The sequence below is a fragment of the Vibrio kyushuensis genome (assembly GCF_050337325.1).
Taxonomy (GTDB): domain Bacteria; phylum Pseudomonadota; class Gammaproteobacteria; order Enterobacterales; family Vibrionaceae; genus Vibrio; species Vibrio kyushuensis.
Window position 1 is genome coordinate 995,281 of sequence record NZ_JAKJSV010000002.1, and the last position, 23,544, is coordinate 1,018,824.

Below are 23,544 nucleotides of genomic sequence, written 5' to 3' on the forward strand. Positions count from 1 at the left end.
ATATTCTCCCGCATAAACCTTTCTATAAGTTTAGCAGTACATTGAATGCTACTGGAATTGTTTTAAGGCTTCTTTAATAGGTGCTAACTGCCAGTCGTTATAAACATAGGTACGTGTTCCTGAAAAGTAACGGCAACTCAAGTTAGTACTAGAAACTATTAGATCGGCGAAAATGGCGTTCTCTGTATTATTAATAGGTGAAAAGCTCAAGATAGAGTCGCTACATTCGCGAGAAAACTCAACTGGTGTTCCGTTTATGATCAATGACACAGAAGGGTTACTACTTAAGTGCTGGTTAGACCCACAAGATATTCCATATAGTACGGCTGACAGCTCTCCGCTCTTAGAGAGTTGAAACTTCGGCAACTCCACTGATTGGGCAATAATATCGTTATCTACGGTTTGGTTCTCATCAGAGGGAGTGCCGTCACAACCAACCAATAATGCTGCACTACACACACACACCAGCAACTTAAATTTGTTCATGAAATCATAGACCTTGTACTGAGGGATATTCCTTTAGTTTGACATACCAAGGTCCACATTAAAATCACAAACAGTGTTACCGCGTCACGGATTGGTAATGAGTTTTACTACTTGTTGGTGACACTGTGCTAGTGCGATATATTCCTCTAAATAAAAACTCATACCATAATCAACCTGTAATTATATTACATCGGAACATTTAGTGATAACCAAACAGGACAATACTCCAACCTAAGCTGTTGTTAATAATGCAAATAAATAACACCCAGAAAGAACCCGATGACCATGTTAATAGATAACAAATTAGATATAATAGACTTTGGTTAGATGAATGTGAATGGCAGTCTAGTTTTGTTGGTATTAAATATTTAGTTATAGTGCGTCAGGTGGTAATAGAGTAGATTCCTACCCTACTCTTGTTCCTTATGTTCTTTTCTGATTTGCTCAGCTACAAGTTTAATCGCTTGAGCCGTGCTCATACCTGTTTGCATTAACTCTTGAATTCTTTCAACAGCCTTTTGCTGTTCTTCATGGGAAAGGGATAGATCATCAAACATAAAAAAGCTCCTCTTAATTGAGGAGCTGACTATATACTGAAACCGTTAGTAGCGGTAGAACTATTAATAACTACCTAAGAAATTTAGATAAACACCCATCGAGTTTTCATTTGTGTAGCTAGCACCAATGTCTAACTGAAATAGATTGAGTGGTGATATTCCAATACCGGCAGTTACTGTGTCGTCGCTATTTTCATAGGCCAGATTACGTTTATAACCAGCTCGGAGTTTCAGTTGACGCATTATATCAAGCTCGCCCCCTACCCTTAGCCACTGAGTGTTATCATCAAAACCGGTAAAGCGTTCGTCTTCATTGATATCGTAATCAACGCTTATGGTGGCATAGTCAGCCACAAAACCTGCGCCTATAGTATATTGTGGTCGCATTTGGTAGGCATAACTTAGTGTATCAGCAGCGCGGACTTGGGTAGGATCAATTTCAGATGTTAATGCTTCTCTATGTAATTCTTGAGTAGTGATATCTCTGGATATCAAGTTTGTGGCTGATAATCCAATCCTTAATGGACCATGAAACCACAAAAATCCGGCATCAAGGTTAAACATAGTTTCCCCTGTGCCATTATCGGCTATGTCTGAGATATCATAGTTGTTTAAATCTGCTGTATAAACATAGGTATAGATGCGTTGGAGCTTAGGCGATAAGCCAAAAGCAATATGTTGTCCCAAAAATGTTTGATACTTAGCGATCGAAATACCAATTTCTGTTACGCCTATCGCAACAGCGTTCACTGAACTGAATTCGGCATTAACGGCAGTATTAACATCATCGCCGCCTAGAGAATCCGCCTCTGTGTAGATATTCGGTGCCGCAAACGTTTCAGTATATGCTTTGCCAAACACGTTAGCCGCTACATATTGATTTGGTATTGCAAACGCTACAACCCCCCCTAACTCAAGCTTGGCTTGATCACCTTCCAAATTGTCGAGGCTTGTCTGCAATTGGTCTACGTTTGAATAATCACCTGAGCTTATTTCACTAATTAGGCCTGATACAGTATCTAAATCATCAACCATATTATCTTCATCGTTATACGATAATCCAATACTTGGGATGATCATTCCAACATCGTCATTACGACGGTAGATTGCAGTTAATGCAGGGTTATAAAATGGTGCGGTAAGAAAGTTTGCTGAAACAACCCCAACGCCACCCATAGCATCACCACGGGCTTCGATTGCGTAATTAGCAGCGCTAGCGGATGCACTTGCAAGTGCGATAGACAAAGTTAAAAATCTAATAGTAGTCTTCATAATTTATAAACAGTTATTCCCTTAAGTTTATAACGACTTATTGTCTATTAACTTTAGCTAATCCTCCACAGAAACGTCATATGTTTTACTAATTATTTGAGATTGTTCGATTAATACCTGTCCCTGCCATCTTTGGTTGGTCATGGAAACGGCCAACACGTACCTTTCGGGATCTATGTTTCTTGGTTCAAATGAAGTTGGATAATCAGATTCGAAACTACGACTCCACACTTCATTGTAGTTACCATCAATATAATCATAGAGTGCAACTGTTAGTGACGGAAGTGGGCAGTTGTCGTTGAGAAGTGCATTTTTCTCGATCGTCCATTGGTCCTTGGACTGCCATCTCACGACTTGTTTTGCTTTTGAATCTACAAATACGATCCAAGAGCTCCAAGTCTCTTGATCTGTCGCTGTAACATCTAGTCGATAGAGCCCTTTTGGCACTCGGCTATTTAAGTTGTAGCGCTTTTGATAAACCTTCTTAGTCTTACCATTTTGGGTTGACTCATTAAATGCAAATTCACTATCTGTTGAAATCTGCTTATCTACCCAGCGTTTAAAAACAATATTTTCAATCTCTTTCTTAGATTCAATAGAAACAGTCACGTTATATATATCGCGACCCGGACTTTGAATATTGGTTCTTCGAATTGTTGTCGTTGTTATCCAGTCAGGTAAGTGGTTGTTATCAAGACCTTTACCGCAGTCGACTTCAAGAGAATGAAGTAATAGATTGTTGAGGTGTTCACGAATAGACCGACTATCATTTTGCTGATAGACCTCGACGACCGACCCAAACATCGCATCAAGATCGTCATCAAGAAGAAATTGATGAGCTTGAGTCAAAGGTGTATTTGACTCAAACCAATCAACGCTATTTGCCGCCAAAGGGAAGCAAATAGATATACAAATAAAAGTAACAAGCTGACGCATTATGCTTTCATCTTATAACCAACACCACGAAGTGTTTCAATTTCTAGACCAGCTAATTTTTGACGTAATTGCAATACGTGCGTGTCTACAGTACGTGTCGTTGGGAAGTGATTGTAACCCCAAACATGATCAAGAAGTTCGTCTCTTGTAAACACTCGGCCTAAGTTGCTAGCTAAAAATAACAACAGATCAAATTCTGTTCTAGTCAATGTAATTGCTTCATCACGATAAAACACTTCACGTGTTGCTTTGTCGATCACCAAATTCGGTGTGATAACTTTAGAGTCATCATGTTCTTCAGATTCAGGTAATCTTAACTGAGCACGAATACGCGCAAACAGTTCAGCTTCTGCAAAAGGTTTCGTTAGATAATCATTCGCACCCGAGTCCAAACCTGCAACTTTATCTTTAACAGTCACTAACGCCGTTAATAAGATAACGGGGATATCTTTTAGCTGTTTCCAATCTTGTAGGTGTTCAACTGAGTCACCATCTGGCAATTGGCGATCTAATATGACTAGATCAGCCTTCTCCCAGTGTTGTGCTACACAAGCAATTGATTCTGCGTGCAAACATTCATATCCTGCTTGTTCTAGGCTTACTAATAAACCATCGGCTAAGTTCTTATCATCTTCAACTAGTAGCAGTGTCTGTTTCACAGGGTATCTCCAAAATAAATGTAGTTGGTGGCCCGATTAGCGTCATTTTCCCGCCCATTCGGCCAACCATTGATTCAACAATCGTCAGGCCTAATCCCAGGCCTGCTTTACTTACAAATGGTTTTTTCAAGTTCCGCCAATCTCGATGTGATAATTCGCCCTGATCTATCACTTTGATCGTTAAACGATCTGCGGATGTTGTAACGTCAATAACAACAGGTGCCACACCATATTTGATTGCGTTACGTATTAAATTATCTATACAGTTACTTAACCAATAAACATTGAGCTTGGCGGCTCTATCTTCATTGATTGCTAATTTTATATTGCCTTTAAATTCATCCGATACTTTGTACTCTAACCACTCTTGTACTGATGGTACCCATTCTGTGTTCAGTGGTTTGTTATCTGACTGTAAATAATCCTTACTAGCTTCAGCTAACTGTCTTAATCTTCGTGAATCTTCGCACAAACGTCTGAACTCATCGTATACACTTTCAGGCAATTGCTCAAACTCACGTCTAAAGCCTTCAACTGTTAATGACAAACTAGCAATCGGAGTACGTAACTCATGAGTCAATATTTGTAGTACCAGCATTCTGCTTTTCATTTCTTGCCGTTTCGAGTTCCAACGGTATGCAGACCAACCAGCAACCAATAAAATATTGGCAAAGACCAACGCTATCATCCCTATGCGTAAAATATCAGAATGATCTTCTATGTCCCAACACATGTTGCCACGTTGGACAAAACACGTTGAGCTTTCGCTCGACAAACTAAAACTCAGTTCTGCCTTGCTAACGTTTGGCTTCCACCTATTAGGCCCAAAAATATGATATGTATTACCTTGTTTGAGCCAAAGCTCATCTTGTTCAATGAACATCTTAGCCCCACCAATGAGAGCCGTAATACTGTCCTGGTTCATACGCTGCAATCGACCTAGCAGTGTATTAGGTAGAGATAACGGTCTTTCTTGAATATGCATGAACATTTCAAGAAGTTCTTTTTTATCTGGATATTTTGAAACCCAGCGGTAAGCGTATGAACCACCACCAGGGTGAATTAGGCCACTTCGCGCAAACCAACGTACCGATAGATTTGTGTCTTTACATACTGCTCTTGTGAAAACGAGAGGTTCTGTAATTAGTGGGCTTAATGGTAATTTCCCGGTACAAGATAGCGACAATTGATACAGTTTTTGAATATCGCGTAATGGGTACTCTGCAGTTCTTGGTAACAGAGAATCTGGTGTGATCAATCTTGTCGGGTATTCAGCTTGAATAACGCGAATATCGTAAGAGGCAATCGCATCATTAAAGTTAAAGTAACTCACAAAGTTATCAATTCTTTCCGGTAAAGAATCAGCTAAGACACTTCTCGTTACGAAGGCTAAGCTAAACAGTGATAAATAGAGTGCGCGTTTAATCAAAGTGAGTAATCAGAATAATTTACGTTAAAGAACTATAAAGCATTCTGTCATAAATATACATATCGTTTGTGATATCAACGTCAATAATGTATGCAAAAAAAAAGCCAGCTATTAGCTGGCTTTTAAATAAAAATGTACTTAATTACAGAGCTTTAGAAATCGCATCCACACTTTCTTTAGCATCTCCGAATAACATCTGAGTGTTATCTTTAAAGAACAGTGGGTTTTGTACACCCGCATAACCTGGGTTCATCGAACGTTTAAATACGATAACATTTTGTGCGTTCCAGACTTCCAAAACAGGCATCCCTGCAATTGGGCTTGTTGGATCATCTAACGCCGCAGGGTTTACTGTATCGTTAGCACCAATAACAAGAACGGTATCTGTCGAGCTTAAGTCATCGTTGATTTCATCCATTTCTAGAACGATGTCATACGGTACTTTTGCTTCAGCAAGTAATACATTCATGTGTCCAGGCAGACGGCCCGCGACCGGGTGAATACCAAAACGGACGTTGACACCAAGAGCACGAAGCTTTTCAGTAATTTCGTGTACTGGATATTGAGCCTGTGCCACTGCCATTCCGTAACCAGGAGTGATGATGACTGAAGAAGAGTTTTTCAGCATATCAGCTACGTCTTCAGCATTGATCTCTCTATGTTCGCCGTAATCTTCGTCACCTGAACTTGTACTAACTTCTTGGCCAAACCCGCCAGCGATAACACTTATGAATGAGCGATTCATTGCTTTACACATGATGTAAGAAAGAATTGCACCTGAAGAACCAACTAACGCACCGGTTACGATGAGTAGATCATTCGCTAGCATGAATCCTGCTGCTGCTGCTGCCCAACCTGAGTATGAGTTCAACATTGAAACAACAACCGGCATATCAGCGCCACCAATGGAAGCAACTAAGTGACAACCAAAAGCAAAGGCAATTAATGTCATTACAAGCAGAGCAAACATACTGCCATCAGCTTTAACGAAGTAAACCATCAATAGTAATGAAGCCACAATCGCCAGCAAGTTCCATTTATGCTTATGTGGAATATTCAATGCAGATGAAGAAATCACACCACGCAGTTTACCGAATGCCACGATGGAGCCAGTGAAGGTTACCGCACCAATGAACACACCTAAGAATACTTCAACTAGGTGAATAACATGTTCAGCATGTATATCAGCCGGGGTAACAGAAATTACAGCGGGTGGATCAATGTAACTATTGAAACCTACCAATACGGCTGCCATACCAACAAAGCTATGTAGTATTGCAACTAGCTCTGGCATTTCCGTCATTTCAACTTTCTTAGCGTAGTGGATACCGATTGCACCACCAATAACCATAGCTAATAAAATCCACGCCAAGCCTTCTGTACTAGGGCCAAATATGGTCGCAACTAGTGCGATAGCCATACCGGTAATACCGTAGTAGTTACCTGCTCTAGCTGACTCTTGCTTAGAAAGACCAGCAAGGCTCATGATAAAAAAGATTGCAGCAACAATATAAGCCGCTTGTACTAATCCTGCAGACATTTGTTACTCCCTCTAATCTTTACGGAACATTTCAAGCATACGTTTGGTTACTGTAAAGCCACCAAATATATTTATGCTTGCTATGAGCACTGCGATGAACGACAAGAAAGTTACAACGCCACTTCCTTGCCCTATCTGTAATAATGCACCAACAACAATGATGCCTGAAATAGCGTTCGTTACCGACATCAAAGGCGTATGCAGTGAGTGGGAGACATTCCACACAACGTAATAACCAACGATACAAGCCAGAATGAACACAGTGAAATGCGCTAAGAACGCTGCAGGTGCAACCGATGCGACCCAACCAAATGCTGCTAACGCAACACCTACACCAACAAGCTTTTTAACCGGCGAAGTCGGCTCTTCCACTTTAGGCTCTAATTTTGGTGCTTCTTTCTGCTTAACTTGTGGCTGAGCTGAAACCTGAATCGGAGGCGCAGGCCAAGTAACTTCACCTTCTTTAATAACGGTAACACCACGAAGAACAACATCTTCAAAATCAATATTGATGGTACCGTCTTTTTCTTTGCAAAGAAGTTTTAGTAGGTTAACGATATTTGTTGCATACAACTGCGACGATTGTGTAGGAAGGCGACCAACCATGTCTGTGTAGCCAACGATCTTAACACCGTTCGCTGTCGTAATAACCTTATCCGCGACGGTGTATTCACAGTTACCGCCATTAGCAGCAGCTAGATCGACAATAACAGACCCCGCTTTCATGCTATCAACCATTGCTTTAGTAATAAGCTTTGGTGCAGGGCGACCTGGAATCAGAGCCGTCGTAATGATGATATCAACATCTTTCGCTTGTGCTGCGTACAGCTCTTCCGCTTTCTTGTTGAACTCTTCAGACATCTCTTTTGCGTAGCCATCGCCTGCGCCAGTGTCTTCTTCGAAATCAACTTCTAAGAAATCCGCACCCATCGATTGAACTTGCTCTTTCACTTCGGGGCGTACATCAAAGGCTCTTACGATTGCACCAAGGCTACCCGCAGCGCCAATCGCTGCAAGACCTGCAACACCAGCGCCAGCTACAAGAACTTTTGCAGGTGGCACTTTACCAGCTGCCGTAATTTGGCCAGTAAAGAAACGGCCAAACTCATGCGCTGCTTCAACTACCGCACGATAACCAGCAATATTCGCCATAGACGACAGTGCATCTAACGCTTGAGCTCGGGAAATACGTGGAACAGCATCCATCGCCATCACATTGATGTTTTTGGTTGAGAGCTGTTCCATTAATTCAGGGTTTTGAGCAGGCCAGATAAAACTGATAAGGCTTGCACCATCTTTGAATAGTGCAATTTCGTCAATGCTTTTGTCTTTATCAACAATAGGAGCATTAACTTTAAAGATGAGATCTGACTGCCATACGTCGCTAGAAGATGAGACGGTAGCTCCGGCTTCTTCATACGCTGAATCGTCAAAGCTTGCTAGACTACCCGCTCCGGTTTCAACTGAAACCTCGAAGCCAAGCTTAATTAACTGCTCAACCGATTTCGGTGATGCAGCGACTCGCGTTTCTCCCGCGAGTATTTCTTTAGGTACACCAATTTGCATAGTTATTCCTTCACTATTGGCACAATGATTCTTCTTTTTTATCTAACGGCAGCTTTCATCGCAAGTGTTTTGTAGTAAAAATACTGAAAAATACTACATTGCGCCATAATCAAAGGTTGATTCGGCACTTTATGATGAAAAATAACGACGGACTTACACTCAGCAGAGGTCGAACCAGATTAAAAAAAGATGTTGCGAAACAAGAGATTAAACATATAAAAATGAGCCGTAAGCATAACTGCTTACGGCTCATTAAATTATGATTTTCATCAAGTTGATATTAGCTAACAACTCGACTATGAGAAAATGTTGTCACCCATTTGATCAATGAACATTTGTGACTTTTTGAGCATCAACTCATTGGCGTCGTCTTTGTTCGACAGTACATCAGAGCGAATGAAACGATGAGACTTTACTTCATCATCTAATTTCTTTGTAATCCGTCCGGCGATTCGATACTGCCCACCTTCTGAAATAGGCTCTTGATAGATCAGGAAGCCCTTATATTCAATAGGTTCGATCTCTACCTTTGACTTAGTTTCAGCATTACCTAATCCAAACAGACGCGAAAATAGTCCCACTTATTAATACCTCTTATTTTTTTATTTGTATGAGTGGTTTTTCGAACCACTCCAATTCTACGTCGTCATCGAAGCGAGGATGGCTAAACATGATAGGAACATCATCACCTCTTTCCATACGACGATCTCTTAAAATCATGGACTCAGCATTTTCAATCGCTGTTAGAGTATACTGTTTCAATATTATCAGCCGTGACTCTGCCAGCGCAGAAAGAAAATCAATGTCATGACGTATGTATACTGGTCGCAGTTGACTCAACGCTAAACACGCTATATCTGCAAGTTGCTCATGATCGTAATTGGATGCATACTCCTCTTTTGCGAGAATATGCCCAACCAGAGTTTCCATGTAATTGTGAACATCTACACTAATCTGCATTATTTACTCCTTAATCAATCACATAACGACTTACAATTTAACTATTATAAAATTTAATTTAGCGCACCCACCAGTGAACAACAAGTTTTCTTGCCAGAACTAAGGAGAGCAATTTATGTTAGTTCATATTTGTCCCATAAGTTTAGCAAAAAGCTTGGCAAATCAGTAAATAGAAGTATCCTAATAGGGTCTTTGATAAATTACTCTTTATAACTAATTGGTATACTGCTGTTAATGTCTCCATCCATTGTTACTTCAAGCTGGTTTAGGGTCTCCTTCCCTCTTTGTCTCATAGCGTCATTATGGCTCGGTATGAGTAACGTCATCACTATGACTCAAGGTAACTTGGACATCGCAGTTAATTTGCCGATTGTGCTTTTCCTCGTTGCACTACTTCTAAGCCATAGTTTTAACCAAAGCCGCTGCGCAATGATTGCAGTGGTTATGATGCTTAGTTACTGGATAATACAAAACCGACTACAATCTTCGTTAGGTACTGGTACAACACTGCTAGAACTCTCTTTACTCGCATTTTTGTTACCCGTTGCATCGCTATTAACTTATGCATTCAAAGACTCCAATTTAAGTAGCAAAAGTTTTTTACTATATGTCTTAATTAATGGTCTTTTTTTAGCATGGTCTTACCTAACCATTAGTCATTTTGGCGAAGAAAGTTTAGTGCACTTTAATGATGGCCTTCTTTTTGTTGTTCCTCAGATTTCGCGACTCCCATTCGTACTAGTTTTGTACTTAGTTGCATTAACCGGTGTTACCGCTATTTTGGTTCTGAGAAACAATCGAATTGCAGATGTTGTCTCTTACTCGGCAATCGTGACAACCACGTTTACGTTCATCTTTTTTGATACACCATTTATCTCAAGCACTATGTTCACATTAGCCGGCGTACTTCTTCTGGTCGCGCTAATATCTGCGAGCCATGAACTTGCGTTTAATGATGGGTTGACCGGTATTCCTGGACGCCACGCTTTAGAAACCGACTTAAAGCAATTAGGTAGAAAGTACACCATTGCTATGCTCGATGTAGACCACTTTAAAGCATTTAACGACACTTACGGACACGATACAGGTGATGATGTACTTAAACTGGTCGCGACGCGCTTAACTCTCATAGGCGGAAAAGCTAGAGTGTATCGTTATGGTGGAGAAGAGTTTACTGCCGTGTTTAAAGGCCGCTATCTAAAAGAAGTATTAGAGCATCTAGAGATATTAAGGGAAGATATCGCTCAATACGAGATGGCGCTTAGAGATGTGGCTACACGACCGAAAAATAATAAATCAGGTACATCTAAGCGTGGAAAAGCATCGAATGCTGATACAGTGAATGTCACTATAAGTATCGGTGTCGCTGACTCCTCTAGCGATAGAAAGCCACATAATGTCATTAAGCTAGCCGATAAAGCACTTTATAAAGCGAAACAAACCGGCAGAAACAAAGTAGCTCACTAGTTTGTTTTGTGTCGAATATACAAAACGAAATAAGAGCTTAGGCACACGACAACGACATAAGTTAGGTCTGATTGAAAAACAGAACAATACTTCCACCTTTTAGTGCGCTGCCATAGTTAAAGTTTAAGCCTATGCCCACATTATCAACCCACTCAGTGTCAAACGGAGGTGTCATTAGCCATCCGATAGATGCTTCATAGTAATACCCCGTGCCTAGTGGCTTTTCAACATCTGCACCTAAATCAATACGGTGAAAGCTGGTATACATCGACTGTACTGCCTTCCCCCACTGATCAAAGTCATATTTAGACTGAATACCATTAGAAACATACCAACCTTCTGTATTCCCTATTTGGCCTTGATTCGCTTCGCCCCAGCCATGCCCGTAGAAGTAGTGCCACTTAGACTCGACACTCCATTGCCCCCAAGGACGCGCTCTTTGGTATTTAAAGGAGATAGTAGGTTCATAGATCATGCTCCATGCAGAAGTATTAACGTAAACCCCGTCCAAACGATCTTTAGCCTCAATAAGCGCATCACTTCGATATTCAAATTTATTTTTATATTGCATAAGATGAGTCGCAAACGAAGGCTCTATACTCCATTTGTCGTTAATAACAAATTTGTATTTGTACGCAATATAGCCAGCTAGAATCCTATCTTCACTATGGTCTTCAACCGTAACGCCGTTCAGCTTGATATTTTTTTCTGATACCAGTCCAGATAGGCGAAGCATAAGAGACTGTTTATTGGTATCTTCCTCATCACTGAGATCAAAGGTATAAGGAATTGTTGATACTTGAATTCGGTTTCTTAAACTGACGGATTCTTCAGTGCCAATATCTTCGTTTTCTAAGTTAAACCAGTCATTAGGATCAAAGTCATGGATACCGAATGTAAAGACATCACTGTCCATAAGTATCACAGCTGCCGCAAAATTCTGTTCTAATTGATGTTGGTAGCCCTTACTCGGAGAGGCATGAGCTACAGTCGTAGAACTTATATTCGCCACACAAAGTATTGGAGCATAGACCGCAAACCTTACTGACTTATGCAATGGGTAACCTTAAACATCTACTTGAACATGACTATAATCATGACCTATCAATAGGTATAAAATCAACACCTTAGTTTATGAATATTTTGTTTAGTTAATAGCTGATTTACTAAAAACGTGACAATTCTAGTTAGCTAAGGATAGAGCAATCGCTCAAGCCACGAGTCTATGATTAATCTTTGCTTTCAGATAAAACGAACGTATTGCGGCCCTGATGCTTAGCAGCATAGAGTGCTTCATCTGCTTTTGTGTAGATTTCAGTAATTGATTCATGACCGCTTGGAACGGTGCTATAAATACCTTGAGATACAGTGACAATTCCAAAATCTTCGTTATATTCATGATGATAAGCTAGTTCCTCTAACGCTTCTTTAATTCTTTTAGCCGCCAGTAGCGCTTTGTCATGTTCAGTATGGCTAAGCAGTATTGCAAATTCTTCACCACCATAACGCCCCACATACTCGGCACTTCTTGAGAACAAACTTTTAGCTAAGTTAGCAATAGCAATTAAGCACTGGTCACCTTCAATGTGACCATAGTTATCGTTGAACGCCTTAAAATGGTCCACATCTAGCAGAATTAACGTTAGAGGAAACTTGTGCCGTCCGTGCCAACTGATCATGTCATGGAGCTTTTCATCGATGAACCGACGATTATATAGTGCTGTCAAACCATCTTCATTCACCTGATGTTGCAGTGCATGATTTAACTCTTGTAACTTAATAGAGGCACGCTTTAACTCTCTACGCATATGAGCAATGCGCTGCATAGCGATTAGCTTTGAATTTAGAACTATTTTATCAACGGGCTTTATAAGGTAATCATCGCCACCCGCATCAATCGCTTTAGCAATCATGCTTGGTTCTTCATGGCTACTCAAAAATATGATCGGTATCCAATCTGGGTATAATCGCCGAATTTCCTGTGATAACTCAAAACCATTCATTTCAGGCATTGTGATATCGAGCAATATTAATTCCGGATCGAACTTTAAATAGATGGCTAATGCTTCTTTACCACTAGAAACCGCTTCAACATCGTGACCGAGTTGTTTTAAACGAATCGCAAGTTGCATTCGATCCATCTGTACATCATCAACGAGAAGTATTCGCATTGAGGATCCATTTATAGTCATATAGTCCCTTATAATATTGTGCTAATTAGACTTATAGCACTTCAAATCAGATCTTTCACTAGTTAATTAAGTCTAGCTTATTGACTTTTTATCATAAGTTTTTAGCATATTGTTTTTATTCCAAGAGATATTGTCATGACTGACGAAAAACAAACAGAACAACCTAAAGTTGACTTATCAACTGTTTCAGCAGAACTTAAACAAGTAATTGAATTTGATCAAGTTCCTGAAGCTATGCACTTTATGGTCACGTCTATTCATGAAGTTTCTGAAGAAGCGGTTAGAGAAGCATGGGATTCTTTACCAGCTAGTGCTCAAAATGTACTTGATAATTTCGAGCAATTTCACGCATTAATTTCGGTAAGCCAAGCATTTGCTGGTGTTAACGTAATGGAAGAATTTCCAACGTTAGACTTACCAAAAGATATGACCGAAGAAGACAAAGAGGCATACCGAAGCCAGCTCCTTGATCAAGTTTTACACAATTGTGTTAAAGACATGGTTAAGCAAATCAAAAAAGCTCGTAGAGATGCAATTTTGAAAAAAGACTTTAAAGAAGTCTTTGTTAAGTAGTATTGATTACATTGGTTAGGCTTTAACGACCGGCAAGACTATAAATAAATAAGCCGCAATTAATCTGCGGCTTATTTTTTGCTTCGCTTCTTGCTGACATCTATCCAGTATCTAATGGATTGTTAGAAGAACTATCTGGTAATCAAATCGGGCCATAACAAGCCAAGATCCATATGTTCTTCGATTGCATCAGCGATGCGATCTATTGCCCGTTCATTGGTTTCTATATGATCGACCTGTTTAATTTCCGTAACACCAAGCCAGCGAGCAATCATAGAAACAACGTCTGGGGTATCAAATATGCCATGAAGGTATGTCCCCCAGATTTGTCCACAATCCGATACTGCGCCGTCTAGCGATCCGTCTTGCAGTGTAATTGGTTGGTTTGATGAGGCTTGAGTGACTCCGACATGAATTTCATACCCTTTCACTTTTTGCTGCTCACCATTTAACGATATTGTCCCTGTCACGTTTGTTAACGTTTTTTGCTGTGTGAGCTCTGTATCAACAGCAAGTAGAGCTAGCCCTTCACTTGTACCCGCTATGCCCTCCACGCCATGAGGATCATTGATAGTCTTTCCTAGTATTTGGTAGCCACCACAAATACCGATAACCCTGCCACCCAATCTAATATGGCGTTTAATATCTTCATCCCAGCCTTGGCTACGTAAATATTCAAGATCGCTTCTGACAGATTTTGTTCCCGGGATTATTAAAAGATCGGCTCCAGTAAGACGCTCTCCTTTACCTACATATCTAAAGTTAATATCAGGGTTCAGTCTTAATGCATCGAAGTCTGTATGGTTGCTAATTCGAGTTAACACCGGAACTAGTATGTTGATCTTACTGTTTGAATCATGAACCTGCTCAGCGTTGATTGCATCTTCAGCCTCGAGATCAAATCCATGCAAATAAGGTAGCACGCCAAGTACAGGCTTATTCGTTTTCTCTTCTAACCAATCTAAGCCTGACTGTAATAAAGCAATATCACCACGAAATCGGTTGATCACGAAACCTTTTACCCGCTGCTGCTCACTTTCTGACAATAAAGCGAGTGTCCCTACTATATGAGCAAATACTCCGCCACGATCAATATCCGCTATAATAATTACTGGGATATCCGCTTTTTCAGCGAACCCCATATTGGCAATGTCATTCTCTCGTAAATTAATTTCTGCGGGGCTACCCGCGCCTTCAATAACAATGCTTTCAAAATCATTACTTAGACGCTGATACGAATCCATTACCGTGTTCATGGCAACCAACTTGTAGTCGTGATACCCAACCGCATCCATGTCTTGAACCGCTTTTCCTTGTAGTATCACCTGAGCTCCCGTGTCGGTACAGGGCTTAAGTAATACAGGATTCATGTGCACGCTTGGTTTAAGCCCGCACGCCTGAGCTTGTACAGCCTGTGCTCGACCTATTTCGCCACCATCTTCAGTTACAGCACTGTTTAGTGCCATATTCTGTGGCTTAAATGGTGCCACGTTAATGTTTCGCCTTTTTAATACACGGCATAAACCTGCCACTAGTACACTTTTTCCGGCATCTGACGTGGTGCCTTGCACCATTAATGATTCTAACGAGCTTTTCATATCACATAAAATTCAAGATAATTTTCGACATAATAACGCTTGTTCTTGGTAATGCTCAATATAATGAATTGATTATGAATCGTTTTCTCAGCTGATGTTCAACTCAACCGGTGTTTAATACACACATAGATTCACAAACACCATATAACAACAAGGGAATATCATGAAAACCAAATTAATGACTTTAGCAATCGCCACGACTCTTACCTTAGCTGCGGTACCAAGTTTTGCCAAAGGGAAAGGTCACGACGAAACTGCGATTCAATACAAAGGGCCTGTTGCCGTTACAACCATTAAACAAATGAGTAGTGATGCTAAGTTATTTTCAGACAGTGACGTCATTCTCGAAGGTCACTTAACGAAACAATTATCAAAAGATAAATTCTTGTTTGCTGATGGAACGGGAGAGATTATGGTTGAGCTTGAAGATGTAACTATAAATAGCATGTTGGATCATGAAACTTTAGTTCGCTTATTCGGCGAGTACGAAGGTGGTTCAGCACCAGAAGTGGAAGTAGATCATATTGTAATCCTCTAACAACGTTAATTCCTCAAACGTCCAAACACTTAACATAACAATGGCCTGCTTTTTGCAGGCTTTTTCGTAACGTCAAAATTCCATCTGTATACTTAATGACTACGGAGCAGTTATGTTTAAAGTATCAAGCAAAGTTAGCCTCATTGCGCTTACCTTTTTGTTAACCCCTTTTGCGCAAGCTAATAACTTCAGCTATAACTATTTTGAAGTAAGAGGAGGCTTTGGGCCACAAACTGTTGGTGGTGAGTTCAGCATGCTAATTGTGGATAACGCTCACTTCGTCGGGAGGGTTGATACTACGTTTGGCAATGATTGGGACGCAGCAGCCGGCGTCGGTTTTAATGGACCTATAGGTTCGTTTGCAGACATCTACGGTCAAATTTTAGTCCATCATGTCAATTACGAAGACGATACTGGAAAAGATTCTGCCTTTCAGCCTGAGTTTAATATTGGTGGCCGAGTTTGGATGACCAACCAAATCGAGCTCACTGGTCGTATTGGTTTGCATGATGAGCGTTCAGTCTTCCATGCAGGGCTTAACTTCCATTCGACTGAAGCCCTGACACTATTCGCTGGTGCACGAAATGACGGCGTTTATGGCCCTCAGTTTTCTATAGCTGCTCGATTTAATTACTAACCTACTAACGACTTGTTACTAATGGCAGTAACAAACGAAGATATTGCTTATCTGGTAGAGCTATCACTCTTTTTGAGTTCTCTGTATAAGTAATATCCTCTCACCGTCATCAATATTTAAAATCTCTCGCATCAGCTACGCTAGTAAAAAAGAGCTAAATCACTTAAATCTTGGTATAGCTCATACTCTTGATCATTAATATGCCACTCGTATCACGAATATATTATTCCTGTAAGTTATTATACGAGCATCTTGATGATGATTATTTTATATGACGTTTAAGCCAACCTCCCCGATTCTTCAGTTCACTCTCATGTTTATTGTATTGAGCATAGTGCCGACCCTATTTTTCGTAAGCGAATGGTATCGTATAGAAGAACGTGCAACTTCTAGAGTCGAACAAGAAACTCGGGCACTACTTGAATTTAATCAATTATCTTTACAATCCACCCTCTCTGATATTGAAGCGTCAGTTGAATTGTTATCAAGCAATAACTTGTTGCATTCAGCGGTTACCGCTAAAGACACACTTAACATCAACGCAGTCCAAGACCTATGGATTCTAATTGCACGTTCGAAAGGTTATTTTTCTCATTTACGTTTCCTGGATAATTCAGGAAGAGAAGTAATCCGTATTAATAGTGTCGACAATTATATTGAGGTAGTTCCGAAAGAATTTTTACAGGATAAGAGCGCTAGAGATTACTTTCAGTACGCAAAAACGCTTAAACCAAACCAATCAGGTAGTTTTGGTATTGATATTGAGTATGAAAATGGAAAAGTTGTGACTCCAATTACTCCTGCTCTACGTTTGATTGTTCCTGTCGATGTAGAATTTAAACGCTATGGCTATTTTATTGCTAACCTCAATTTTGATGCTATCTATAATTCTTTAGGACACAGCTCAAAAAGCCAACTTAAACCAGATATTTTAAAAGCCAACGGTTTTTATTTGCAAAGCCAAACCTTTAGCCAATTACTTGGCGATATTGTTTCAGAACATGCAGATTTTAATATTCAAAACCAATTACCACTGGTTTGGAAGGAATCTCAAACTAATCCCACCGGTAGTGTCTTTGATGCTGGGTCTTGGTGGTCTTATTCAAAATTATCATTATCCAACCAATTAATGGGGAAAGACCTACTGCTCGTGCTGAATGTACCAGACCAAAAGATTAATGAAATTATTTCTGAAGAGTTCGATGATATCTCTCTGCTTGCGTTAGCTGTCTATATTATTATTGGACTGGTTACCTTCCTTTTTTGTGGCTGGAATATTCGCCATCAAAAACACTCGGTAGAAAGCCAAATTGCACGAGTTGCCATGAACGGTATGTCAGCTGTTCTCATATCAGACAGAAACAATCGTATTATTTCCGTGAATAAAGAGTTCACTCGGCTTAGCGGGTACACCTTAGATGAAGTAAAAGGAAAAAGTCCCTCAATTTTTGCCTCTGGAAAGCATCAACAACAATTCTACATTAAAATGTGGAAACACTTATTGGCCGAAGGTTCTTGGGAAGGTGAAGTTGTTAACCAGAGAAAAGATGGCTCGACCTTAACAGAGATTTTAAGAATTCAAACTGTGAGTGACCGTCAGGGAGAAATCCTCTTCTATGTCGGCTCCTTCGTTGATATTACACAACGAAAAGAGTTAGAAAATCGCTTACGTGAACTCAGCGAAAAAGATTCACTAAGTGGATTATGGAACCGCCGGAAATTTGACAAACAGATGAGACGCGAAACTCGTCGCTCACGCAGATACCCTACTCAGTATCAATCATGCCTTGCTATTATTGATATAGACAATTTTAAACGGGTAAATGATGAGCTTGGGCACGATGAGGGTGACCGAGTCATTAAGTCTGTCTCAAGTATTATATTAGAACAGATTAGAGACACGGACTTCCTCGCTCGTATTGGTGGTGAGGAGTTTGGACTGATCATGCCACACACCCCTATTTTGGAAGCTGAAATGGTGGTTAATAGGCTAAGAATTGCTATTAGCTTATGTCATGAGAATTCCGTTTCAGTGAGTGGTGGTGTCAGCGACATCGACTCTAGCGTCGAACGGTCTTACAAACGTGCAGACATCGCTCTATATGAATCCAAGAGTTCAGGGAAAAATTGTATTTCAATCATTACTAGCCAAGAAAGTGCTGAGATTGCTTAACCATTAAAAGCCCAACGTTACTCTCTCCTTCGAGAGATCGCTTATTTATGCATATTAACGCCCAGAGAATGAGATATTACTTAAACGGCTGTTTTCACCGCGTTATTTTAAACCGATTATCATCCTGTACTCTTATCTCTAACTCATTATTTTAATGAGCTTTATAAGACTTCGATTTATGTACTACTCTCTATGATGAACAATTGATTGCACATCATCTGGAGAATATAGATGCAAAACGCGTTAACCGTCATTTTGGCTGGGGGGATGGGGTCTCGGCTTAGCCCTTTAACTGAAGATAGAGCAAAACCAGCAGTACCGTTTGGAGGTAAGTATCGTATTATCGATTTTACGTTGACCAATTGCCTCCATTCAGGCCTTAGACAAATCCTTGTTTTAACACAGTATAAATCCCACTCCTTACAAAAACACCTAAGAGATGGTTGGTCTATTTTTAATCCCGAATTAGGCGAATATATCACCGTCGTCCCCCCCCAAATGAGAAAAGGCGGAAAATGGTATGAGGGGACAGCAGACGCCATTTATCACAACCTATGGTTGCTTTCACGTAGTGATGCAAAATATGTTGTTGTGTTATCCGGCGATCACGTATATCGCATGGATTACGCTGCCATGCTTAAACAACACAAAGCAACCGGCGCTAAGTTGACGGTCGCTTGTATGGATGTAGCTAGAGAGGATGCGAACGAATTTGGTGTGATGGCGACAGACGATAATGGCCAAGTTATCTCTTTTATTGAGAAACCTATCGATCCACCATCGATGCCTGGCAATCCTACTCGTAGCCTTGCCTCTATGGGTATCTATATATTTGAAATGGAAACATTACAAAAAGCATTAGAAGAAGATTCACTTATCGAAGCTTCGAGTCATGACTTTGGAAAAGATATTATTCCGAAATTAATAGATAGAGAACGGGTATTTGCCTATCAATTTTGTAGCGATAAAGGCCGTGTTGAAAAGGATTGTTATTGGAGGGATGTAGGAACAATTGATTCTTTTTATCAGACCAATATGGATCTATTACAACCTGTCCCACCTATGAATCTATACCAGCCTAACTGGCCAATACGAACCTATGAAGCACAATACCCTCCAGCAAGAACCGTCTCTTCCGCTTCCGGAAACGAAGGGATATTTATTAACTCTCTTATTGCAAATGGAGTGATTAACTCGGGAGGGTCAGTTCAGCACTCCATTGTGTCATCCAATGTTCGAATTAACGATAGTGCGACAGTTGTTAATAGTATTCTATTTGACGATGTCGTTGTTGGAAGTGGATGTGAGTTAACCAATTGCATTATTGATAAGCATGTGACCATTCCAAACAATACGAAGATTGGTGTCGATAAATCTGAAGATCTAAAGCGATTTCACATATCTAGTAATGGTGTCGTCGTTGTTCCTGAAAGCTACTGTTTTGACTAAAAAAATAGCCTTAATCGTTTGATTAAGGCTATTACTTAACTATCAGTGATTAACTGATATAAATAGTATGCTTTCTTATGGGCACGCTACTTCATCCCAAAACCAGTTTGTTTGGGTTGGTGTCTCCCAAGTGCCTGGATTGTTTTTAGCTGTAAAACACTTACCATTATGTGAATAGGTATCACCATTGGTTGCCTGCGTTACACCCGCTTCCCAAGGAGTCACACTTCCCGGCGGGGTCGTACCACCATTATCACCTCCGCCTGTATTTCCGCCATTACTAATATCCCCAAGCGGAAGATCGGGTTGCTCAAACTTAAACGCATAAGCCACGTTATTTACAGTTACGGTGTAGTTTGCCGGACCTGAAATAGGAAGGTAATACACCATGTCTAATTCATAAGCTCCACCTGCCGGTAGATCTTTCCACGCAGGTAAAGAGAACGACACTCGATGCATAGGGCCATCAAGACCACCAACATTATCAGAACGAGTATGCCCCGATGAGATAACTTTCAAACCACCACCTGACTGATCTTTTGCATTATCAGGTGCCGATACTGGGATATCAAATTGGAACTCAGTACCGCCGGGTAGTGCTTGCCCTGTGTTGTTGGTAAACGTAACTTTAGGATTAATCGGATAGTTTTGATCTCCGACCTTAAAGCCACCAACTGATACCGTAATATCAAGTACTTCAGTTGCTAAAGTTGATGTCGCTAGTTTGTTACCGTATGGAGTTGCTGATTTAAATTTTTCATAAATGGCTTTCGTCATGGAATTACCCATGTGGAATTCACCATTACCTGAGTTACAAGCTTGCTCAGTTTCGTCGACAACACCACGATTACCGTTTACATCTAGCGTATAACAGTTGTAATCGCCTGCAAGTTCCCAGAACATGATTCCGCCAATTTCTTTATCAATAACGTAGTCGGCTTTCACGTTGATTGACGATTTATCTTCAGTTGATAAGAAGACACTCTTCTCCGCATTCCAAAGCCAAGGAGAGACTGCAACACTGTCATAGTTTCGAGTGTAAGTACCAACGATTGGGTTAGTAGTAGGATCTAAGTTATAGGCCACCGCATAAGAGCCCCAAATCCCTTTTTCTAAGTTCTTAGCGTGCCACATTGGGTTTGAACCCGCACCCATTTCATTGCCTTTAGGGTCGGTATCGTGCCACATATTGTCGATACCTGTTGCGCCGTATCCACAATTGTTTTTCTCACCTTCGCCCGTACCAGCAGAACATTCAGATTGGTTTGGAAGGGCAGCTCGTCCCCATAAACCATTCTCACCACCAGTCACGCCTTGCCAACCACGAGTATAATATGGAACGCCTATATTAATACGACCTGCTGGCATAGATCCACGGAAGTAGTGATAAGCCCAATCCGTATTTAGGTACCCTATTCCACCGTATGCCGCAGTACCATAAACATTCCAAGCCGCTAACTCAGAATCTTTACCTGTATCAAACAGTGCCGCATTGTGCCCAACGTGGTCATTCCATGCGCCATGCAAGTCATAAGACATGATATTGACGTAATCTAAGTACTTGGTTACATCAAACGTTTCCATACCGCGTAGAAGATAGCCCGATGAAGGAGCTGCGATAGTTAGCATGTAGTGCACGCCATCTTGAGCTGATTCTTGGTCTAACTTTTGACGAAGTACTTTCATTAGCTCTTGATAGGATGCCCACAAATACTGACGACGTGGCTCCATAAAGTCTTTATCGTAAGGGTTACCGGCACCCGCCATTGAAGTTGGGTATTCATAGTCAATGTCCAAACCATCAAATTTATACTTCTTCATCATTGCAACAGCTGAGGTAGCAAAAGTTTCGATACCTTGATGGTTGATAGATCCGTCAGTATTGGTTGTCATAGTATAAAAACCACCGTCAGCAACACGACTGCCATCCGTAGCGAAATGGCCACCTGTTTCTGCCCAACCACCGATAGAAATAAGAGTCTTCACTCCGTGTTTCTCTTTTGCCGTTGCTAGCGCACCAAAGTGCCCCTTAAAGCCGAGCGTTGGATCAATTTCAACATCTGGCCATTCCATACCAACGGCAGCGTTAGTCGGATCATTAACGTCACCAATATTCGTTTTTCCATCAGCGCCAATACTTACGAATGCATAGTTAATATGCGTGAGTTGATCCCATGGAATATCTTTAACTAAATAAGCGGCTTGTGGGTCATCGCCAGCGCGCCAACTAGTAAAGTAACCAATTACACGTCTAGGGTGATCCACGCCCATGATCTCACGACCATCTTCATCATAAGTTGTGCAGTAAGGTACATTCACGCCTTCTGTCTGGTATAAGCCATCAGGGCGACATGTACTAACCGTTGGTAAGCCATTGACTGTCAGTGTTACCAGCGAAGAGTCTGTTGCAGCACCTTTATCGTCAGTCGCTTTCGCATAAGCTGCCAAAGCTCCTGCTTTTGTTGCTGTGTACTCAAGTGCGTAAGGTGATGTCGCAGCAGTCCCTACGAGTGCACCTGCAACATAGAAATCAACTTTATCGACAGTTCCATCGGAATCTGATGCGTCGGCCGTTAATGTTACAACGCCGCCAACATCAATAGACGCTGCTGATAAAGAAAGAGACACACTCGGAGCCTCATTAGCTGGTCCATTTGAATCTATAACCAGAGATACTGAACTCTCTAAGCTTTGAGCCCCTTTATCATCATAGGCAATCACACTAAATAACTGAGTTCCCGCAACGGCAGTCCATGGTGCTGTGTATGGCTGAGCTGTCGCTTGAGATACTACAACGCCATTAACTAAGAAATCGACTCTAGAAACAGTACCGTCACTATCACTTGCCGACGCCGATAAGGTTACAACCTCACCTTCAGTCACTGTGTCTCCTGCAACTGGCGATGTTAATTCGGCCAAAGGAACTTCGTTGACTCCACCCCCACCATTTGTACAAGTGTCTGTTAATTTCCACTGAGCGTAATCACCAGAAAAGTTGGTCGGGTTATTATTTTGGTTCCAGTAATTGGCCTTGTATGCACTATCTTCATGTTGAACCTCATCACCACCGGTATAAACAGTAGATGAGTCCCATACATTCAATGCACTACAATCAACTGCGGCATAGCTATTTGTAGCTAATAAGCAGGATGCAGCCAGTGTACTAAGGGTTAGTACACTCTTGGGGATCTTAATGTTCGCTTTACGCATAATTCTCTATCCTTAAGTTATTGTTTCAATGCGTTAATTCAGCTTTACTTTTGTTTCGCTGGCTAATTTTTATACGCAAAATAACCTTAGAATAGTTTCTTTATTAAGCCCCCAATTTATGCACGTTTTGTACAATCACTCGCAATATAATTCACATTTATGCAACAAACCAACAGTTAATTTGCACCAACAACTAATTTATTACCTTAAAAAATCAACAACTCTTTCACGACTTGAAAAGCGTCATGATCTCAATTTCAACCTAATCTAAAAATAAATTGGCTGGGTATAACATTAATGAC

At 40.8% G+C, this 23,544-nt stretch carries 20 protein-coding genes; 6 read left to right on the plus strand and 14 right to left on the minus strand.

The window, feature by feature from the left end; genetic code table 11:
- Window positions 1-48 precede the first annotated feature (48 nt).
- The 10 genes from L4D20_RS04390 to L4D20_RS04435 all read right to left on the minus strand — a co-directional run bounded on the left by L4D20_RS04390 (window position 49) and on the right by L4D20_RS04435 (window position 9,405).
- Window positions 49-486: a hypothetical protein gene (locus L4D20_RS04390; RefSeq protein WP_428800327.1), complete on the minus strand. Its 438-nt coding sequence runs from the start codon at window positions 484-486 to the stop codon at window positions 49-51.
- Window positions 487-896: 410 nt separating this feature from the next.
- On the minus strand, window positions 897-1,043 hold the full coding sequence (locus L4D20_RS04395; protein ID WP_428800328.1) for a YoaH family protein: 147 nt from the start codon (window positions 1,041-1,043) through the stop codon (window positions 897-899).
- 63 nt (window positions 1,044-1,106) lie between these two features.
- Window positions 1,107-2,315, minus strand: coding sequence for a conjugal transfer protein TraF (locus L4D20_RS04400; protein ID WP_428800329.1), 1,209 nt, complete (start codon window positions 2,313-2,315; stop codon window positions 1,107-1,109).
- Window positions 2,316-2,372: 57 nt separating this feature from the next.
- Window positions 2,373-3,251, minus strand: coding sequence for a DUF2861 family protein (locus L4D20_RS04405; protein WP_428800330.1), 879 nt, complete (start codon window positions 3,249-3,251; stop codon window positions 2,373-2,375).
- Complete coding sequence (gene vxrB, locus L4D20_RS04410) at window positions 3,251-3,910, minus strand: response regulator transcription factor VxrB (protein WP_428800331.1); 660 nt, start codon at window positions 3,908-3,910, stop codon at window positions 3,251-3,253. The genes L4D20_RS04405 and vxrB overlap by 1 nt, the downstream gene beginning before the upstream one ends.
- Window positions 3,885-5,339 (minus strand): sensor histidine kinase VxrA, encoded by a 1,455-nt coding sequence (gene vxrA / locus L4D20_RS04415; RefSeq protein ID WP_428800332.1) that lies wholly within the window; start codon window positions 5,337-5,339, stop codon window positions 3,885-3,887. Before vxrA ends, vxrB begins: the two co-directional genes overlap by 26 nt.
- Before the next feature lie 142 nt (window positions 5,340-5,481).
- Window positions 5,482-6,879: a Re/Si-specific NAD(P)(+) transhydrogenase subunit beta gene (gene pntB / locus L4D20_RS04420; RefSeq protein WP_428800333.1), complete on the minus strand. Its 1,398-nt coding sequence runs from the start codon at window positions 6,877-6,879 to the stop codon at window positions 5,482-5,484.
- A 12-nt stretch (window positions 6,880-6,891) separates the two neighbouring features.
- Window positions 6,892-8,445 carry a Re/Si-specific NAD(P)(+) transhydrogenase subunit alpha gene (gene pntA / locus L4D20_RS04425; RefSeq protein ID WP_428800334.1) on the minus strand — a complete coding sequence of 518 codons (1,554 nt, stop codon included), beginning with the start codon at window positions 8,443-8,445 and terminating at the stop codon, window positions 6,892-6,894.
- A gap of 296 nt (window positions 8,446-8,741) precedes the next feature.
- On the minus strand, window positions 8,742-9,026 hold the full coding sequence (locus L4D20_RS04430; RefSeq protein ID WP_428800335.1) for an HlyU family transcriptional regulator: 285 nt from the start codon (window positions 9,024-9,026) through the stop codon (window positions 8,742-8,744).
- Window positions 9,027-9,039: 13 nt separating this feature from the next.
- On the minus strand, window positions 9,040-9,405 hold the full coding sequence (locus tag L4D20_RS04435) for a late competence development ComFB family protein (protein ID WP_428800336.1): 366 nt from the start codon (window positions 9,403-9,405) through the stop codon (window positions 9,040-9,042).
- Window positions 9,406-9,639: 234 nt separating this feature from the next.
- Between L4D20_RS04435 and L4D20_RS04440 the strand changes: the two genes are divergently transcribed.
- Window positions 9,640-10,872, plus strand: coding sequence for a GGDEF domain-containing protein (locus tag L4D20_RS04440; protein ID WP_428800337.1), 1,233 nt, complete (start codon window positions 9,640-9,642; stop codon window positions 10,870-10,872).
- Window positions 10,873-10,933: 61 nt separating this feature from the next.
- Here L4D20_RS04440 and L4D20_RS04445 read toward each other — a convergent pair whose 3' ends face one another.
- Together L4D20_RS04445 and L4D20_RS04450 are read right to left on the minus strand one after the other, a co-directional pair.
- On the minus strand, window positions 10,934-11,929 hold the full coding sequence (locus tag L4D20_RS04445) for a Solitary outer membrane autotransporter beta-barrel domain (protein WP_428800338.1): 996 nt from the start codon (window positions 11,927-11,929) through the stop codon (window positions 10,934-10,936).
- Window positions 11,930-12,101: 172 nt separating this feature from the next.
- A complete protein-coding gene (locus L4D20_RS04450) occupies window positions 12,102-13,064 on the minus strand; it encodes a GGDEF domain-containing response regulator (RefSeq protein WP_428800339.1) in 963 nt (320 codons plus the stop codon).
- Between the two features lie 135 nt (window positions 13,065-13,199).
- Here L4D20_RS04450 and L4D20_RS04455 point away from each other — a divergent pair, with 135 nt between their 5' ends.
- Complete coding sequence (locus L4D20_RS04455) at window positions 13,200-13,637, plus strand: DUF3069 domain-containing protein (RefSeq protein WP_428800340.1); 438 nt, start codon at window positions 13,200-13,202, stop codon at window positions 13,635-13,637.
- A gap of 131 nt (window positions 13,638-13,768) precedes the next feature.
- Here L4D20_RS04455 and L4D20_RS04460 read toward each other — a convergent pair whose 3' ends face one another.
- Complete coding sequence (locus L4D20_RS04460) at window positions 13,769-15,235, minus strand: cobyric acid synthase (RefSeq protein ID WP_428800341.1); 1,467 nt, start codon at window positions 15,233-15,235, stop codon at window positions 13,769-13,771.
- Between the two features lie 163 nt (window positions 15,236-15,398).
- Between L4D20_RS04460 and L4D20_RS04465 the strand changes: the two genes are divergently transcribed.
- The 4 genes from L4D20_RS04465 to glgC all read left to right on the plus strand — a co-directional run bounded on the left by L4D20_RS04465 (window position 15,399) and on the right by glgC (window position 20,032).
- Entirely contained in the window at window positions 15,399-15,773 is a 375-nt protein-coding gene (locus L4D20_RS04465; RefSeq protein ID WP_428800342.1) for a YgiW/YdeI family stress tolerance OB fold protein, read from the plus strand.
- Window positions 15,774-15,885: 112 nt separating this feature from the next.
- Window positions 15,886-16,410: a hypothetical protein gene (locus tag L4D20_RS04470; protein ID WP_428800343.1), complete on the plus strand. Its 525-nt coding sequence runs from the start codon at window positions 15,886-15,888 to the stop codon at window positions 16,408-16,410.
- Window positions 16,411-16,681: 271 nt separating this feature from the next.
- On the plus strand, window positions 16,682-18,583 hold the full coding sequence (locus L4D20_RS04475; RefSeq protein ID WP_428800344.1) for a sensor domain-containing diguanylate cyclase: 1,902 nt from the start codon (window positions 16,682-16,684) through the stop codon (window positions 18,581-18,583).
- Between the two features lie 231 nt (window positions 18,584-18,814).
- Entirely contained in the window at window positions 18,815-20,032 is a 1,218-nt protein-coding gene (gene glgC, locus L4D20_RS04480; RefSeq protein WP_428800345.1) for a glucose-1-phosphate adenylyltransferase, read from the plus strand.
- Between the two features lie 75 nt (window positions 20,033-20,107).
- Here the strand turns inward: glgC and L4D20_RS04485 are convergent, their stop codons facing one another.
- Window positions 20,108-23,242 carry a chitinase C-terminal domain-containing protein gene (locus L4D20_RS04485; RefSeq protein ID WP_428800346.1) on the minus strand — a complete coding sequence of 1,045 codons (3,135 nt, stop codon included), beginning with the start codon at window positions 23,240-23,242 and terminating at the stop codon, window positions 20,108-20,110.
- Window positions 23,243-23,544 lie beyond the last annotated feature (302 nt).